Source organism: Corynebacterium sp. CCUG 69979 (assembly GCF_024454095.1).
In the GTDB taxonomy this organism is placed as follows: domain Bacteria; phylum Actinomycetota; class Actinomycetes; order Mycobacteriales; family Mycobacteriaceae; genus Corynebacterium; species Corynebacterium genitalium.
This window is the reverse complement of record NZ_JAGPZA010000011.1, coordinates 1-16,379: the sequence shown is the minus strand read 5'-3', so window position 1 is coordinate 16,379 and position 16,379 is coordinate 1. Positions and strand designations below refer to the sequence as shown.

Here is a 16,379-nt window from a genome sequence, read left to right as displayed (position 1 = left end):
GTGATTGATCCCGCGAAAGTGACCGAGTGGTTCCGCGCGAACGCCCGCGATCTGCCGTGGCGCGAGCCGGGCACGCCGCCGTGGGGCGTGCTGCTCAGCGAGGTCATGAGCCAGCAGACTCCCGTCGCCCGCGTCGCCCCGCAGTGGCGTGAGTGGATGCGGCGCTGGCCCACGCCCGCGGATCTCGCCGCCGCGCCCACCTCTGAGGTGCTGCGCGCGTGGGGCACGCTCGGGTATCCGCGTCGCGCGTTGCGGCTCCAGGAATGCGCCGCCTCGCTTGTCGACGTTCACAACGGGCAGGTGCCCAGCGCCGTCGATAAGCTGCTGGCGCTACCGGGGATCGGCGACTACACCGCGCGGGCCGTGGCGTGCTTCGCGTTCGGGCAGGCCGTGCCCGTGGTGGACACGAATGTGCGCCGAGTTTACGCTCGCGCCGTGCTGGGGCGGCCGGTGGCGAAACCGCAGAAGGCCGAGTTGGAATGGGTCGGGGAGTTGCTGCCGGACACGGACGCGGATGTGTTCTCCGCGGGTCTCATGGAGCTCGGCGCCCTGGTCTGCACTGCGACGAACCCCGCGTGCGAGTCCTGCCCACTGATCAGCGACTGCGCTTGGGTCGCCGCCGGCTCCCCCGCCCCCACCGAGGAGGAACTGGCGGGCAAGAAAGTGCAGAAGTTCGTCGGCACGGACCGGCAGGTACGCGGGAAAATCATGAAGGTCCTGCGCGAGGCCAATACGCCCGTCGAGCAGGGCGTGTTCGACGTGGTCTGGCCAGACGCGCCGCAGCGCTCCCGCGCGCTGTACTCGCTGCTGGAGGACGGGTTGGCCGTGCAGGATGCCGACGGCCGTTTCCGCCTGCCGTAGCCGCCTGAGCCGCCTGCCGCGTTCTCAGGAAACGTTTAGCATTGTCCGCATGGACCTCTACGAGCTCAACTACAAAGCCCTAGACCTCAGCGAGAAATCTGCGGCCGGCATGCCGCATGACGAGTACCTCGCCGAGATTGATCCCCTCATCGCCCTGATGGCCCAAGATGGCACACCCGAGGGCGAGGAGCTGGCCTACCGCACCCGCCTCGATGCGATGTACGCACGGGCAGCGCACGATCCGGTCGGTTCAATAGACGAGCTCAAAGACCTGTACGCGATGCACCAACGCGAACCGGACCGCTTCCGCGCGCACCACTACGCCTCCTCCGCAACCACGGACCCTGCGCAACCTCTCAACGAAGACGGCACCCCCATGCCGAATCTGTTCCGGATCTTTCTGGACTTCATCATCGCGCGCATTCCCGGCCGTGAGGACGGAACCGTGAAGAAGTCGGAGGAAGCACTCGCTTTCGCTGAAGAAGTCTTCGACGACCCGGACGACATCCTCAACCTGAGAATCGCCCACCACCAGAACCGCAACGAAAGCGACCGGGTTATTCCCTTGTTGGACGGGTACATTCCGGGTGCAGGGGATGTCGATAAGCTGGGGGCCGTTGAGTGGCTGCGACGCCACGACATTGCAGCCATGGCCTATCTTGAGCAAGACATGCTGGACAAATGCGACGAGATCGTCGACATCATGGTGGACTCTGGGCACGTCAGCACAAACCAGCCGGCAGCGATGATCGCCGAATCGCTGAGCCCGCTGGCCTCCCACATCGACTACGAGAAGTCTGTCCGGCGCGCGCAGATCGCCCTCCAGCTCGCCGTCGCTGACCCGCACCTGAACGAGGCGGTCATCCAAATCGCGACATTCCTGCTTCAAGGCGGCCTCGCTGACGAAGCGTTCGCGCTCGTCAGCGCCACGGAGCCGTTCATCGACGACACCGAAGGCGTCGCTGGAGCGTTGTTCATCTTCTTCCGCACCGCTGCGGAGAACGGCCACGGCGAACGCGCCATGGTGCGCTACGCCTCACCGCGGTGGCAGCGGGACTTAGGTGTTGGCCCGAACCCGACAGTGGCCGCACTCACCGATGACTTCGGCCGAGTGGCCCTACGCGACGCCGCAGAAGGCGACGCCCGCAACGGCAACGACTTCTGGGCGCGCTACTACAACGAACGCCACCGCGTCCCCACCCTTGACGCGGATCACTTTGAAGACACTGCCATCTCAAAGCTTGAAGACGACTCCCCGCGCGACATCTGCTTCCACCCCGTCGACGCCGATTACGACCCAGAGCTGGTCACCTACGCCAAAGCCCGCATCGACGGAAGCTACGACGGATCCCAATACCCCACCCGCGCCGACGCCGACCCGCGGATGTCCGAGATCCGCAGCCGCGAGCCGCAATCCATGGACGACATCACCCAGATGTTCCGGGACATGATGGCTCTCGCGCAAGACCCCACCGTCGACCCGCAGTTGCGCAGCACCATCGAGATCAATCTCCTCTTGGAGGGGCTGTTTCCGGAGGAGTACCTCGGGGACGTCGGCAAGCACGCGCTGCCGTTCGTGGCCTCGTTCGATCCGGACACCGCTATCGAGAAGACCTGCGGCCTGCTCGCACGGCTCATCGAGCTCGACGAGGAGGACTCCGGCCGTGCCCATGAGCTCCTCGATTTCGCTGTTTCACTCGCCGCCGCAGAGAAGATTTCCTACCCGCTGCTGCGCGACCTGACTTCCGGCACGATTCAAACAGGGCGCCAGATGGATGCCATCGCGATGATCGACAAGACACTGACTGAACAGCGCGTTCACCCGGACGTTATCGACGACCCGGAGGCTGCCGAAGTCATGCTGCGCCCACTCAAGGGCATTCGGCTCGGACGCCTTGGCAGTGAGCTACGCGGTGCGCAGGAAATCCTCAGCGCCGCCTTCCTCGCCGAACGCACAGGCGACGTCACGCAGCACGTCGTGCTCATCGGCACCGCGCTCAACCTGCTTATCGACGCCCAACTCGCCTCCCCCGCCGAAAACCTCGCCGGTACCGCCGAACACCTCCTCGACACCACCGCAGACACAGCGGAACCGTGGGCCCGGCTCGAAGCTGCGGCAGCAATGGCACGCTTCATCACGCGCACCGGCGACGACTTCTTCGCCCAGGAATGGCCTGCCACCAGTCAGCGGTTCCAATCGCTCACCGAGGAAGTCCTGCGCTACGACGAAGACGCGCCGCAACTCCTGGTGAAAACCTACGATTGGATCTCCGACCTAGTCGAACTGCTCAGCAGCACCGGCCGCCATGCAGAGTCCATCGCGCTGACGACCTGGGCAATCCCCGTGCTCACGGAGGTGGGAAACCCCATGGTGTCCACACTCATTCGCGGCCGCAACGCCTTCGCGCTCGGCAGCGCCGGCCACCACGACGAAGCAGCGCTGGTTTTCGAGAACGTTTGGGAGCGCGCCCGCGACATCGACCGCTCCGACATGATGCTCTGGGTGGAACTCCACCTTGACGAGTTCAGCGACCGCACCGGCGCACCCGCCTACGGCAACCTGCTTGCCCGCCTGCGCAGCGAAGGCAGCGGAGGTAGTTAAAGCCACGTTATTTCTTCCAGCGGCCGCGATAGGTCAGCCCGCCGGGCAGGTTGACCCAGACGCCGCCGCGCGAGTTCACGGTGACAGGTCCGAACTTCTTAGACAGCGAGGCACCCGAGCCCGACGTGTTCACCCAGGTGTTCTTGTTCAGCTTCTTCTTGCCACGGTACGTGATTCCCATGGGTCATGATCGTACGAGACGTGGCGGCCACCGCGCCCGTCAACCCGCACTCTTTCTCGATTTTCCAGCGGGCGCGTAAGGGGCCTGGCTAGGATCCTGGAGTATGGCACATGTTTTCCCTCGGCTAAGTTTCAAGGCGGCGGTGGCGACTACTGCTGCGACGTTGACGCTTGCGGCAACGGGTGTGCCGGCAGCGGGTGCTCATGACGCGGTCGACCAAGCGCATCGCGGTCTGCAGCACGCGGCGACCACTCCGTCCGGCAACCCGACCAACGCGTACGACCCGTTCTACGACGACCCGGTGCCCGCCGACCAGCTCGACCGGCCCGGCAAGATCCTGCGCACCCAGCCGGCACCACACCTACTGAACATTCTCGGTCCGGAGTTCCCCGGCTACGCCGAGCGGATCCTCTACACCTCCACGACTGTCGACGGCCGGATCGTGCCGGTCAGCGGCGTGGTCATCGAACCGGCTAACCCGTGGCAGGGTGGCGGCCCCACCCCGACAGTCGTGTTCGGCCCCGGCACCCGCGGCGCCGGCGACACCTGCGCGCCGAGCCGTGGGCCATGGATGCTCGGCCAAGTCGACCCCAACCTGCCGGCTGTGGCGACGAACTACGAGATCGCCCACTACCACGCCGCATCCCTGCTGGGCATGCGCGTGGTGGTCACCGACTACATCGGCCTGGGCACACCCGGCGCGCACACCTACGTCCTCCACGACGAAGAGGGCCACGCCATGCTCGATGCCGCCCGCGCCACGACCACGCCCGGGGCTCCGGTCGGGTTCTGGGGTTACTCCCAAGGCGGCGGTGCCTCGGCGGCCGCAGCGGAGATGGCCAGCACCTACGCGCCGGATCTCAACGTCAAAGGCGCCTACTCTGGCGCGCCGCCGGCGGACCTGATCGAGTCCATCCGCGGAGTCGACAACTCCTCCATCGGCGCCGTTATCGGCTACGCGTTGCATGGGTGGACGGAGAGGTATCCGGAGTTTGGGGCGGTCGTCGATAAGCATGTCAATGCGCGTGGCCGCGAATTCATCGCCACCACCCGCGACTCGTGCATGCCTGACGGCGCGCTGCGCTGGGGCCTGCAGGATTCGCGCACGATGACCACCTCAGGGCGCAGCTTGGGCGACATCGTCACCTCGGAACCGGACATCCGCCGCGAGCTCGAAGCGCAGAAGCTCGGCCGCCGCAAACCCGCAGCCCCGATCATGGTGTCCACGCCCGGCAACGACGACCTTGTGCCCAGCGGTCAGGTAGTGCAGATGGCGCGCGACCACTGCAGCCTCGGCGCGCAGGTCACCTTGCTTGACGACGCCCTACCCCCACTCACCCCGGGCGTGAAACTCGGCGCCAACCACGCCGTAGGAATTTTCAGCCAAGCTCCCCCGTCCATGACCTGGCTCATGGACCGCTTCAACGGTCTGCCAGCCGGAACGAATTGCGGCACATTCTAGGTCTCCTGGACCGCCCTAAGGGCTGGGTGGGACCTGGCGTAAGGCGCGACCGAGGCGCAGATATAGATTGCATGTGGCCGTCGCCCGGTGCCTATAACACCAGGTCATATTCTCTTGCCACAGTAAGGATGCAATCTATATCTTGAGCGGGGCGTGAAACGCCGAAACCCGCGCTTCCCCTCTCTCGTCTAGTGAGGGGATGCGCGGGTTGTTCGGCTCGGGCTGACGGCCCGACGGCTTAAGGGTTAGGCCTTCTCGCCGTCACCATCGGACAGATCGTCCGGGTCCGGGCCGTCAGTGTTGTCGGTGCCGTCGGCGTTGTCGCCGTCATCACTGTCGCGACCGTCACGCGGGCGGTCAAGCAGGGCGGTGCCGGGGGCGCCGTCCTCACCGAAGTTGCTCTCAGAGTCAGCATCGGCGTCAGCGTCAGCCGCAGGGTCCGAGTCCGGGCCGGGCTCGTCGGTCTCATCCGGGTCAACCGGCGTGGTCGCGCGTACCTGGTAGTCCTCCTGGCCGTCCTTGGGAGCGATGTCGCGGACATCATCATCCTCCAACTCACCGAAGGTGTCCTCCGGCAGCGGCTTCGGCTTCGGGGTGAAGGTGAACTCGGCGTTCTCGTAGTCGCGCGGCGAGTCGGTCTTGCCGTCCCAGTTGGTCACACCGACCTCGATGATCTCACCGGCACCGATCTCGCCGAAAAGGATCTTCTCCGACAGGACATCCTCGATTTCGCGCTGGATGGTGCGGCGCAGCGGGCGCGCACCGAGCACGGGATCGAAACCGCGGGCTGCCAGGAGGTTCTTGGCATCTTCGGACAACTCGATACCCATGTCCTGGGTCTCGAGGTTCTTCGCCAAGCGTCCAGCGAGCAGCTCCACCATCTCGACGATCTGCTCCTGGGTGAGCTGGTGGAAGACCACGATCTCGTCGATACGGTTGAGGAACTCGGGGCGGAAGTGCTTCTTCAGCTCGTCATGAACCTTCTGTTTCATGCGCTCGTACTGGGCATCCGAGTCGGTGGCGCTGGCGCCACTGAAGCCCAGTCCGACAGCCTTGGAGATGTCAGACGTACCCAGGTTGGAGGTGAAGATCAGCACCGTGTTCTTGAAGTCCACGTTACGGCCCTGGCCGTCGGTGACGTGGCCTTCTTCGAGCACCTGCAGGAGGGTGTTGTAAATCTCCTTGTGGGCTTTCTCGATTTCGTCGAAAAGCACGACGCTGAACGGCTTACGGCGGACCTTCTCCGTGAGCTGGCCACCCTCTTCGTAACCGACGTATCCCGGAGGCGCACCGAACAGGCGCGACGCGGTGAAGCGGTCGTGGAACTCACCCATGTCCACCTGGATCAGGGAGTCCTCGTCGCCGAAGAGGAACTCAGCGAGCGCCTTGGACAGCTCCGTCTTACCCACACCGGACGGACCGGCGAAGATGAAGGAACCGGACGGACGCTTCGGGTCCTTCAGGCCGGCACGCGTGCGCCGGATAGCGCGGGAGACTGCCTTGACGGCGTCGTCCTGGCCGATGATGCGCTGGTGCAGCTCGTCCTCCATGTGCAGGAGGCGCGAAGACTCGGACTCGGTGAGCTTGAACACGGGGATGCCGGTCCAGTTGGCCAGCACGTCCGCGATCTGCTCCTCGCCGACCTCAGCGATGTCCTCGAGCTCGCCGGCGCGCCACTGCTTTTCCTTCTCAGCACGCTCTTCACCCAGCTTGCGCTCGGTGTCGCGCAGGCCGGCAGCCTTCTCGAAGTCCTGGGCGTCGATAGCCGCTTCCTTCTCGCGGCGCACCTCGGTGATGCGGTCGTCGACATCGCGCAGACCCTTCGGGGCGGTCATGCGCTTGATGCGCATGCGTGCACCGGCCTCGTCGAGGAGGTCGACAGCCTTGTCCGGCAGGAAACGGTCGTTGATGTAGCGGTCCGACAGGTTCGCAGCTGCGGCGAGCGCGTCGTCGGTGTAGGAGACGCGGTGGTGCGCCTCATAACGGTCACGCAGACCCTTGAGGATCTGGATGGTGTTCTCCACCGACGGCTCGTCGACCTGCACCGGCTGGAAACGACGCTCCAAGGCGGCGTCCTTCTCAATGTGCTTGCGGTACTCGTCGAGCGTGGTGGCACCGATGGTCTGCAGCTCACCGCGGGCCAGCTTCGGCTTCAGCAGCGATGCAGCATCGATGGCGCCTTCTGCAGCACCCGCGCCGACGAGGGTGTGAATCTCGTCGATGAACAGGATGATATCGCCGCGCTGGTTGATCTCCTTGAGCACCTTCTTCAGACGCTCCTCGAAGTCGCCGCGGTAGCGGGAACCAGCCACGAGGGAGCCCAAGTCGAGAGAGTAGACCTGCTTGTCCTTCAGGGTCTCCGGAACCTTGCCGTTGGCGATGTCTAGGGCGAGACCCTCCACGACGGCGGTCTTGCCCACACCCGGCTCACCGATGAGCACCGGGTTGTTCTTGGTGCGGCGCGACAGCACCTGCATGATGCGCTCAATCTCCTTGTCGCGTCCGACGACAGGATCGAGCTTGCCTTCCTTGGCAGCGGCAGTGAGGTTGCGGCCGAACTGGTCCAGCACAAGCGAGTTGGAGCGCTCGCCCTGGTTGCCTCCGCGACTGGAGCCCATGCCACCCATGCTGCCGGAGCCAGCACCGGCGCCGGTCAGGCCCGGGCCGCCCTGCTGGCCTTCGGCGATCTCGGGGTTCTGGCCCTCGCCGCCCTCATAACCAGACAGCAGCTGAATGACCTGCTGACGCACGCGCGGCAGATCCGCACCGAGCTTGATCAGCACCTGTGCAGCTACGCCTTCACCCTCGCGGATGAGGCCGAGGAGCAGGAACTCCGTGCCGATGTACTTGTGCCCCATCTGCAGTCCCTCACGCAGGGAGAGCTCCAGTACCTTCTTGGCACGCGGAGTGAACGGCACGTGGCCGGTGTGTGGCTGGGAGCCGCGCCCGATGATCTCTTCGACCTCACGTCGGACGTCGTCAAGGTTGATGCCCATGGATTCAAGGGCCTTGGCGGCAACGCCCTCGCCCTCTTGGATCAGGCCGAGCAGGATGTGCTCGGTACCGATGTAGTTGTGGTTCAGGTCGCGTGCTTCCTGCTGGGCCAGCACGATCACGCGCCGTGCACGGTCTGTAAACCGCTCGAACATGTGGCAACCCCTTTATGGCTAAAGACAGCTAATTTTTGTTCCACCCACCATAACGCGCAGCTGCCAAACCCCTTCCCTGCTTGCAGTCTCATTCCGCCACGGAGACACAAAAGTCCAGCTCACAGTAGTGTTCGCCAGTAGCGAACAGCCCTCGATCGCCTTTTAGCAGGGATCCAGGGCGGGTTGGTCCCCCTATTCCAAGGGCACACCATTACCGTCGCGGTCGTAGCCCGCCGCGCCAGTGAGGACCAAGATCATTTCCACCAACGGCCAGATCGCTAACGCAATGCCCATAGGGATGGCTACGACAAGCCCGATGATCGTGATCGCGAAGAAGAACGTCGCGGCAAGAAGGACCAGTTTTGCTACTCCTCGGCCCGTCTGCCCCATGTAGAAGTTTCCGATCCCGAATTCACCGAGAAAGAAGAACAGCAAAGCAGCGATGACCTTGTTCTTCGGCTTAGTGGGGTACGGATACGGCTGAGCCATGTACGGTGCCGGCGGATGATACGCCGGCTGGACGTAATGCTCCTGCGCATACGGCTCGGCGAAGTACTGCGGGGAGGAACCATAACCGTAGCTCTCGTGGCCCGGGTGAGCGCCCGTGACAGGCAGGCCATCACGGTCATACTGCTGGCCGTAGGGGTAGCCGTTCCACATGGAGCTCATGGGGGGAGAACCTTTCATCAATCGCTAACCGTTTGAAAGTGACTACTTGCGATAATAGGTGCTGTTGCAAAGTTGGGGCAGTAGGAAGACCGGCGTGAAATAATCAGAGCCATGGGCATCTTCTCCGGTCGTCATTTCCCCCGTGACATCATCCTGTGGGCAGTGCGGTGGTACTGCCGCTACGGCGTGAGCTACCGCGATCTGGAGGAAATGATGACTTCAGCGGGGCGTGCCGGTCGATCACACCACGATCTACCGCTGGGTCCAGAAATACGCCCCTGAGCTGGACAAGCACACTCGGTGGTACCGACAAGTCCCGGATTGGCAGGCCCGGTCCTGGCGGGTGGACGAGACCTATATCCGGGTCGGCGGCAGGTGGTGCTACCTCTATCGGGCGATCACCGCCGGTGGCCAGACCCTGGATTTTTACCTGTCCCCAAAGCGTAACGTCGCCGCAGCGAAGCGTTTCCTGGCCAAGGCCCTCAGATCCAATGCGTCAGCCGGGTCCCCGCGGGTCATCAACACCGATAAAGCACCCTCCCTAGCCAGGGCAATCGCCGAGTTGAAGTCAGAGGGAATCTGCCCGCCAACAGTAGAACACCGGCAGGTGAAATACCTCAACAACATCCTGGAAGGCGACCATGGTCGGCTGAAGCGGATCCTCGGACCGAAGGGGGCGTTCAAAAACCGGACCTCGGCGTACCGGACGTTGAAAGGGATGGAAGCGATGCACTCATTACGGAAAGGCCAGGGCGCGATGTTTGCCTACGGGCAACCGAACCCGGATGCGGTGATCGTCAACCGGGTGTTCGAGGCTGCCTGAGAACGCCGACCCGCAGCGAGCATCAGAGGATGAAGACTGGGTCGTCACGGCTCTCCGCCTGAAGTTTGCAACAGCACCCTTGATACCGCCTATTCTGCCCCGTTTTGCTTGGTACTCGGACTTGCTAATGAAGTTCCTGCGAGTCCAACGTGCGATGGATGACGCCGTGGACTGCACCTCGGAGAACGGCAATGGCCCCCCGAGGGCATCGTCAAAGGAACGGTGCACTTGGTGGCAGTGCTGAACGACGATCCGGTGCCAATCGTCCATCGGTATAGCGGGATCATGTAGGCCATAGACCTCCCGACGCGCAGCATCAAACATCGCGCAGTTGCGACCTAGACCGCTGGATCGTTCCGGCTTGCGTGGAAGCTGACGGGGCGTGTGGATCGTTCCCAGCTCGCGCAGTCCGTACGCGCGATCTGTACCCCAGATAACGTCAGCATCTTCGTGCAGAGGGTTCCGGGTCAACAGTCCGGTGTGCGCCGGGTCTCCGTCGAGGGACCGGCGCAGCCCCTCAGTGACTCGGGCGAGATAACGCAGCGGATCGACTCGACCAGCGTCCGTCCGGCAGACCGGGGCGTTGAGCCACCACCCGACGTGCCCGTGCCCCTTGTTGCCCTCCACGACCCAAGACGGCATTGGGTGTTCGCTTGGGCGCTCAAAGGCCCTCAGAACGGTGTCTGGCCGGTCTACGTCGATCACTACGGCAGCTACGAGGGCGCGCGGGCTGGATTCGACGTACTGCCGTGTGAGAGCGCGTTCCCGGCGCTCACGCCACACGCCCAGATCGAGGTCATCGGTCGCAAGCGGATACCGAGACAAGTAACGCTCACGCCATTGGTCGGGCGTAAGGACCGCGTCACTCGTCATCATACGGCCATAGTTTCACAGATGTTGTTCGTATTGGGGTAGGACACGAAGCTACTCAGATAGTTCGGGGTTCCATCGCCACCCATGCGCGTACACCAGTGCCGCAACCGACGTAGCAGGCACGTCGAGTTCATCGTGTGCGACCTGTGCAGCACGCTTGGTCGGCGCAACCACCCGCGCACCTCTGCTGTGCTCAGCCGCGACCTCGATGGCGACACCGAGCATTGTGGTCTTCCCGCTGCCTGCTGCGCCTTCCACGATCACCAGCGGATCGGTCGAGGCGACCGCCGCCGCCGCGACCGTCTGACCCTCGTCCAGCCCTGTCGTTTGTGCGGCTTCGGTCACGTCGGGGTGCTCCACCTCCCGATCCGGCGTCGCGGCGGTGAGCTGGTCGCGAAGCGCGGTCTCGGCGGCGACGACCTGCACGCTGGTCAGATGGGCGACATGCTCCGGCGTGGGTGCTCCCGGCGGGAGCACGGAGAAGCAATCAGAGACAGCAAGATCGGTCGCCAGGGTGATGAACTCGCGCAACTCGGCGGGTGTCGCCTGCACACCGTGCTCGGTCGTGATCCTGGTGACGTGCTCCTGGACAGTGTGCCGCGTCCACGCCGACGACCCGGCCGCGCACCGATCCAGCGCCCGCGATGCAACCTCCTGCACAGCAAGGTCATCCAACAGCGCCAGGCGTTGCACGGTCTTGCCTTCAAGATTGGTGGGGTCGTAACCGGCATCGCGCAGTTCCTGCACCCACCACTGCTCGTCATGCAGGTCGGTGGGCTTCTTGCCAGGGCGTTGGTGCGTCCATGCGATGCCCTGCATCCGCGCCGTCACGACCGGGCCGAGAACTTCGCCAGGATGCGCGGCTTCCCACTTGACTTCAAGCCGGTCAAGGTTGCGCCTGATCTGTGCTGAGCGCTTCGACATGACCGCGTTGAACGACTCCAACTCGACTACTTCACCGGATGCGGCGTCGAGGGTCAGACCGTGATCGGCGAGCGCCCGCACGAGCTGCGGGTGCGCAGCAATCACCACAGTGCCCAACGCGCGGATCGCACCCTGCTGCTTGAACAGCGCGGCGGTGTCCAGCGCCCGCCACTTCCCAGCGGTGAACACCCTCGTGCCGATCTGCATGTGGATATGCCGGTGCGGATCACCCGCCCGAGAAGTCTTGTGCCGGATACCGACCACCTGCATCTGTTCGATCGGCACGACCTCCCGCGCCTCACGCGGCCCGACCCTCGTCACGGAGTGCTGACCGAACCATCGCCGTATCTCCGCCAGCGCGTCCTGCTGCGCGGCGTCGAGTGCCTCGGAGACTCCGGGATGGAGGGCGGTGGCGACCGACAGGCTCTTGGGGGCGTTGATCGTCATCTCCGCGAACAACGGCGACCCGTTCGTCCCCTTAGCGGCCGCACGTGGGGTACCCATCGACTCGCCCGTGATCGGGTTGATCCAGTCCACCCAGCCCTCGTACTGATCCGCTGTCAGGGAACGGGCGGCGGTGACCTCGCCGCTGGCATCGAGCACCGTGTATTCGGCCACGGCGTCGTCCGCGCCGAGGTAGTACTCATCGGCGCGGGAGCGGTCGGCCTCGACATAGCGGCGCGCGGCAGCACCAGAGCCGTGGAACAAGATCACCCCGCCCTTCATTCTGGCCTCCCTCATGAGTCGTCTCATGAGGGAGGTGCGCACCACGGCCCCGCCGTGGCATACGTGCATCCAGTAGTTAGGCGTCAGCAGGTGGAAAGGGCGAGACGCAGCAGGTCGGAGACTCGTAAGGCGAGTCTGCGACGCGGGTACTTGCAGTGGAGCGCGCGGCTGTCAGACGGACGGAGTGGAGAAACGCGGCTCGTGGTGGTGCCTGGGCGCTAAGGCTTTGACGTTCCCTTGGATGTGGCGAGCAGCGTCCGTGCAACGGTGACGAGGTGTGCCAGGTCTTCGTATGCGGCCCCGTCTCTGGCCTGGACGGACATGCCCTGAATCAGGGCTCCGATAGTGCGAGCGAGTCCTGTGACATCGGTCGTCTCAGGGAGTTCACCGTCAGCGATGGCGTCGGTCATGCGCTGGCGGAGGCCGGTGAGGGCTTGGTCTCGTTCTGCTCGGCAGATTGCTGCGGCGGCCTCGGCGTCCTGCCCCGTGGCGAGCAGCCCGGTTGACACCAGGCATCCAAGGCCGGGCTCGGTCGTGAACTCGCGGGCGGCTCGGTCGAGGTACTCGATGACAGCGTCGGCGAGGGGGATGCCCGGTCGGATGCCGAAGCCGTACTCCTCCTGGTAGAGCCGCACCGCTCGTTTGAAGAGGCGTTCCTTGGAGTCGAACGCCCGGTAGAGCTGCGGTGCTGTCAGCCCGGTCGCCTCCTGTAACGCGGTCATGCTCGCACCCTCGTAGCCCCGTTCCCAGAACACCATGAGGGCACGGTGGAGTGCCTGCTCTGGGTCGAACGTCCGTGGGCGTCCTGCCTTGCGCATGGTTTCCATAGTGACTGCTATGATACCCTAAGCCCGATTACGTAACTATCACTACGGAGGAATCATGACCCGATCCACAGCTCTCATCACCGGCGCATCCCGAGGCATCGGCGCTGCCACCGCAGCAGCGCTCGCCCGCGACGGCGCCGCGCAGGTCTCCGCGTTCGGCAGGATCGGCACCCCCAAGGACGTCGCCGACATCATCAGTTTCCTCGCCAGCGATCGCGGGCGCTGGGTCACCGGGCAGACGATCGACGCCACCGGCGGCTCCAGCCTCTGAGCCCGCACGAAATGAACATGACCAGAACCGAAACCTCTGTCCACTCCCATCCTGTACGTCCTGGCCTCGCGCTGGCGGGGTTTGTGCTGCTGGTGTTCTGCACCGCCAGCGCCGAATACCTCGTCGCGGGAGTCCTCCCGCAGCTCGCGGCCGATGTCTCGGTCTCCATCGCAGCAGCGGGCCAGACCGTGACCGCCTACGCGCTCGGTGTTGCCATCGGCGGGCCGATCGTGACCGTGCTGACCGCGAAGCTGCCGCGCAAGGGGCTCGCCATCGGGCTCGGGGTGCTGTTCATCGCGGGCACGGTGCTGACCGTTCTCGCGCCATCGTTAGCGTGGATCATCGTCGGCCGCGTGGTCTCCGCGTGCAGCCAGGCCACGCTATTCGCCATCAGTCTCACGACTGCGACCGCCCTGCTCGGAGCGGAGAAACAGGGCCGGGCGATCGCGATCGTCACCTCCGGGCTCACGGTCGCTACCGTGCTGGGCGTGCCCCTCGGGGCATTCCTGGGTGGCGGCACGAACTGGAGGCTCCCGTTCGCGGTGATCGCCGCCGCCGCGATCCTCGGCACCCTGCTGCTCGTATGGACGATGCCTCGCACTCCCGCGCCGACCACCGGCGTGCGCGATGAGATCCGCGCCCTGCTGCGCGGCCCGGTACTCCTGGCCGTGGCGACCACGGTGATCGGGTTCGCCGGAGTCAGCGTGGTCTTCACCTACCTCGTGCCGCTGCTGACCGACGTGACCGGCATCGCAGCAGGAGTGATCCCCGCACTGCTGCTCGCATACGGCATCGGCGGCTTCATCGGGAACCTCATCGCCGGTCGCCTCACCGACCTCTCGCTCGGCAAGACACTCGTCGGGGTGTTCCTCGCCCTCGTCGTCACACTGGCCGCGTTCCCACTGCTCGCGGGATACCGGGTGCCGATGATCGGACTCGTGCTGATCCTGGGCTTGCTCTCCACCGCGACAATCGCCCCCTTGCAGTCGCTCGTCCTCCGCCACGCGGGAGCCGCGCCAACCCTGTCGCTGGCGGTCAACGTCGGCGCGTACAACCTCGCCATCGCGATCGGCTCCGCCCTCGGCGGCGTCGGTGTCGCCGCAGGGCTCTTGCAATGGGGCGGCTTCGGCGGGGCCGGTTTCGCCATCCTCGGCCTGATCCTCACGACCGTTGCACTCCGCGCTAAGCCACGACCTGACACGACCCCCACTGATTCCGCGACCGAGGAGACACACGCATGAAGATCGCACCCATCACCAGCTACGGCGGCCCCGAAGTCCTGACCGTCCAGGACGCGCCGATCCCGGAACCCGGCACGGGCGAAGCTCTGGTCGCAGTGATCGCCTCCACGATCAACCCGGTTGACGTGAAGACCCGCACGCCTGGCACACCGCAACAGGCTGGCCGCTTCCCGGCGGTGCTCGGCTGGGACTTGGCGGGCATCGTCATTACCGCGCCCATCGAGTCGGGCTGGTCGCCGGGCGATCGGGTCATTGCCATGCACCCACCCCGGCCGGACGGGTCGGGAAGCTGGCAGCAGTACGTCACGATCCCCGCCCAGTTCCTCGCGCCTGCGCCGGAGTCCGTCGATCTGCCAACGGCGGCGACCTTACCGCTTGCTGCGTTGACCGCCGACCAAGCGCTGCAACGGCTCGACCTCAAAGACGGTGAGCGGCTGCTTATCACAGGTGCCGCAGGCGGTGTCGGTGGCATGGCGGTGCAGCTCGCCGCACGCGCAGGGTTCACGATTGCGGGGCTGGTCTCACGTCCGGAACACGAGGCGGCAGTCCTCGAACTCGGGGCCGCATCCGCGCACTCGAACCCGACGAGCATGAGTGCGTTCGATGCAATCTTCGATACCGCAGGCATCTTCGACCACCCTCACCTGCTGCGCGAGGGAGGCAGGCTCGTCACCATCAGCGACGACACCATCCCCGAAACTCTTGAACAACGTGCAGTGATCGCGGTGCATAACTACGTCCAGCACGACTCGCAACGGCTCCGACAACTCTCTGACCTTGTGGACTCGGGCAAGCTCACACTGCGCGTCGCCGAACAGTACCCGCTTGCTCTGATCGAGCAGGCACATAGAAGCGCCGAGGTAGGCGGTCTACTCGGCAAAGTCGTCCTCACGACGTAGGGCAATACGCATGTGTCGAGCTATTCCAGCTGGTGCGGGTCGAGGTGCTCACAGAGCGTCTACTCCGTCCAGGTTGTGCGCAGTGGAGTCAACGGAGCAGCCAGGACTTCCCTACCGCCAGCAACTCGAAGTGTGACTGAGCGCCGGGTGCCCTCGTCCATTTGACGCCCAAGTGCTCGGCCAGCCGTACCGGGGTGTAATCCCCGGCGCACATCAGTCGCCCGTATCGACGCACAACGCGTATCCGCATCAACAGCTCTATGCGCGGCGCAGGGTGAGCGGCGCGTCTGCTGACGGGTCGCCTTTGTAGGGATGCGCTGGTGCGCGTTCTGGCGTGGGTTCCGGTGGCGCACCTCCTTCACGGGAGGTGCCACCGTGACCGAACACACCCCACCCACGACAGGCGACGATGCCCCAGCCCCGGATGGCTCGCCGCGCCACGGGTTCGAGACGCCAGAGGGCTTGCGTGCCCTGCTGATCCGGTTGCACGAGGCCAGGCCTGGGGCCTGGCGCGGTGACCGTGAAGCAGCGGAACTGATGCGGTACACGGCAGGGTGCTGTTGCAAAGTTGGGGCAGTAGGAAGATTGACGTGAAATAATCACAGCCATGGGTATCTTCTCCGGTCGTCATTTCCCCCGTGACATCATTCTGTGGGCAGTGCGGTGGTACTGCCGCTACGGGGTGAGCTACCGCGATCTGGAGGAAATGATGACTTCAGCGGGGCGTACGAGGGTGTCCGATTCTTTGTGTGCGGGGGTTTGGTTTACAAGTAGTCGGCGAATCGGTCGGGGTATGCCACGGCTAGTTGGTTGATGGCTTGTTTCCACCCGGTGGCTTTCGCTCCTTCAATATAGCCATTGCATTCGATGT

The 16,379-nt window shown here is 64.7% G+C and carries 12 protein-coding genes and 2 pseudogenes; 8 read left to right on the top strand and 6 right to left on the bottom strand.

The genetic code is table 11. The annotated features are described in order from the left end of the window. Together KBX18_RS07385 and KBX18_RS07380 are read left to right on the top strand one after the other, a co-directional pair. Entirely contained in the window at nucleotides 1–861 is an 861-nt protein-coding gene (locus tag KBX18_RS07385; RefSeq protein WP_255995467.1) for an A/G-specific adenine glycosylase, read from the top strand. Between the two features lie 49 nt (nucleotides 862–910). After that, on the top strand, nucleotides 911–3,463 hold the full coding sequence (locus KBX18_RS07380; RefSeq protein WP_255995466.1) for a hypothetical protein: 2,553 nt from the start codon (nucleotides 911–913) through the stop codon (nucleotides 3,461–3,463). Between the two features lie 7 nt (nucleotides 3,464–3,470). Here KBX18_RS07380 and KBX18_RS07375 read toward each other — a convergent pair whose 3' ends face one another. Beyond that, nucleotides 3,471–3,644, bottom strand: a complete 174-nt coding sequence (locus KBX18_RS07375; protein WP_005288553.1) for a DUF4236 domain-containing protein — start codon at nucleotides 3,642–3,644, stop codon at nucleotides 3,471–3,473. Nucleotides 3,645–3,747: 103 nt separating this feature from the next. Here KBX18_RS07375 and KBX18_RS07370 point away from each other — a divergent pair, with 103 nt between their 5' ends. Then, the gene (locus KBX18_RS07370) at nucleotides 3,748–5,106 is read left to right on the top strand and encodes a lipase family protein (RefSeq protein WP_255995465.1); all 1,359 of its coding nucleotides are present in this window, start codon (nucleotides 3,748–3,750) and stop codon (nucleotides 5,104–5,106) included. A gap of 245 nt (nucleotides 5,107–5,351) precedes the next feature. Here KBX18_RS07370 and KBX18_RS07365 read toward each other — a convergent pair whose 3' ends face one another. Further along, complete coding sequence (locus tag KBX18_RS07365) at nucleotides 5,352–8,255, bottom strand: ATP-dependent Clp protease ATP-binding subunit (protein ID WP_255995464.1); 2,904 nt, start codon at nucleotides 8,253–8,255, stop codon at nucleotides 5,352–5,354. 192 nt (nucleotides 8,256–8,447) lie between these two features. After that, nucleotides 8,448–8,924, bottom strand: a complete 477-nt coding sequence (locus KBX18_RS07360; protein WP_255995463.1) for a TM2 domain-containing protein — start codon at nucleotides 8,922–8,924, stop codon at nucleotides 8,448–8,450. A 111-nt stretch (nucleotides 8,925–9,035) separates the two neighbouring features. On the opposite strand from KBX18_RS07360, the pseudogene KBX18_RS07355 reads away from it, so the two are divergent. After that, a pseudogene (locus KBX18_RS07355) lies at nucleotides 9,036–9,747 on the top strand (IS6 family transposase). Here the strand turns inward: KBX18_RS07355 and KBX18_RS11885 are convergent. The 3 genes from KBX18_RS11885 to KBX18_RS07345 all read right to left on the bottom strand — a co-directional run bounded on the left by KBX18_RS11885 (nucleotide 9,661) and on the right by KBX18_RS07345 (nucleotide 13,088). Next, nucleotides 9,661–10,620: a replication initiation protein gene (locus KBX18_RS11885; RefSeq protein ID WP_370687237.1), complete on the bottom strand. Its 960-nt coding sequence runs from the start codon at nucleotides 10,618–10,620 to the stop codon at nucleotides 9,661–9,663. The pseudogene KBX18_RS07355 and the gene KBX18_RS11885 overlap by 87 nt on opposite strands. A gap of 51 nt (nucleotides 10,621–10,671) precedes the next feature. Next, entirely contained in the window at nucleotides 10,672–12,270 is a 1,599-nt protein-coding gene (gene mobF / locus KBX18_RS07350; RefSeq protein ID WP_255995462.1) for a MobF family relaxase, read from the bottom strand. A 218-nt stretch (nucleotides 12,271–12,488) separates the two neighbouring features. Beyond that, a complete protein-coding gene (locus KBX18_RS07345; RefSeq protein ID WP_255995461.1) occupies nucleotides 12,489–13,088 on the bottom strand; it encodes a TetR/AcrR family transcriptional regulator in 600 nt (199 codons plus the stop codon). A gap of 64 nt (nucleotides 13,089–13,152) precedes the next feature. On the opposite strand from KBX18_RS07345, the gene KBX18_RS11810 reads away from it, so the two are divergent. From KBX18_RS11810 to KBX18_RS07325, 4 genes and pseudogenes are all read left to right on the top strand, one after another. After that, on the top strand, nucleotides 13,153–13,368 hold the full coding sequence (locus tag KBX18_RS11810; protein ID WP_275433012.1) for an SDR family oxidoreductase: 216 nt from the start codon (nucleotides 13,153–13,155) through the stop codon (nucleotides 13,366–13,368). A 17-nt stretch (nucleotides 13,369–13,385) separates the two neighbouring features. Further along, the gene (locus KBX18_RS07335; RefSeq protein WP_255995460.1) at nucleotides 13,386–14,609 is read left to right on the top strand and encodes an MFS transporter; all 1,224 of its coding nucleotides are present in this window, start codon (nucleotides 13,386–13,388) and stop codon (nucleotides 14,607–14,609) included. Next, on the top strand, nucleotides 14,606–15,508 hold the full coding sequence (locus tag KBX18_RS07330) for an NADP-dependent oxidoreductase (protein ID WP_255995459.1): 903 nt from the start codon (nucleotides 14,606–14,608) through the stop codon (nucleotides 15,506–15,508). The genes KBX18_RS07335 and KBX18_RS07330 overlap by 4 nt, the downstream gene beginning before the upstream one ends. Nucleotides 15,509–16,115: 607 nt before the next feature. Further along, nucleotides 16,116–16,232: pseudogene (locus tag KBX18_RS07325) on the top strand (IS6 family transposase); the annotation flags it as partial. Nucleotides 16,233–16,379: the final 147 nt, after the last annotated feature.

Bases quoted from the DNA above. Each gene is read 5' to 3' on its own strand.
- KBX18_RS07370 (WP_255995465.1), top strand. From the start codon at position 3,748: ATGGCACATGTTTTCCCTCGGCTAAGTTTCAAGGCGGCGGTGGCGACT.
- KBX18_RS11885 (WP_370687237.1), bottom strand. From the start codon at position 10,620: ATGACGAGTGACGCGGTCCTTACGCCCGACCAATGGCGTGAGCGTTAC.
- KBX18_RS07335 (WP_255995460.1), top strand. From the start codon at position 13,386: ATGACCAGAACCGAAACCTCTGTCCACTCCCATCCTGTACGTCCTGGC.
- KBX18_RS11810 (WP_275433012.1), top strand. From the start codon at position 13,153: ATGACCCGATCCACAGCTCTCATCACCGGCGCATCCCGAGGCATCGGC.
- KBX18_RS07345 (WP_255995461.1), bottom strand. From the start codon at position 13,088: ATGCGCAAGGCAGGACGCCCACGGACGTTCGACCCAGAGCAGGCACTC.
- KBX18_RS07380 (WP_255995466.1), top strand. From the start codon at position 911: ATGGACCTCTACGAGCTCAACTACAAAGCCCTAGACCTCAGCGAGAAA.
- mobF (WP_255995462.1), bottom strand. From the start codon at position 12,270: ATGAAGGGCGGGGTGATCTTGTTCCACGGCTCTGGTGCTGCCGCGCGC.
- KBX18_RS07365 (WP_255995464.1), bottom strand. From the start codon at position 8,255: ATGTTCGAGCGGTTTACAGACCGTGCACGGCGCGTGATCGTGCTGGCC.
- KBX18_RS07375 (WP_005288553.1), bottom strand. From the start codon at position 3,644: ATGGGAATCACGTACCGTGGCAAGAAGAAGCTGAACAAGAACACCTGG.
- KBX18_RS07330 (WP_255995459.1), top strand. From the start codon at position 14,606: ATGAAGATCGCACCCATCACCAGCTACGGCGGCCCCGAAGTCCTGACC.
- KBX18_RS07360 (WP_255995463.1), bottom strand. From the start codon at position 8,924: ATGAGCTCCATGTGGAACGGCTACCCCTACGGCCAGCAGTATGACCGT.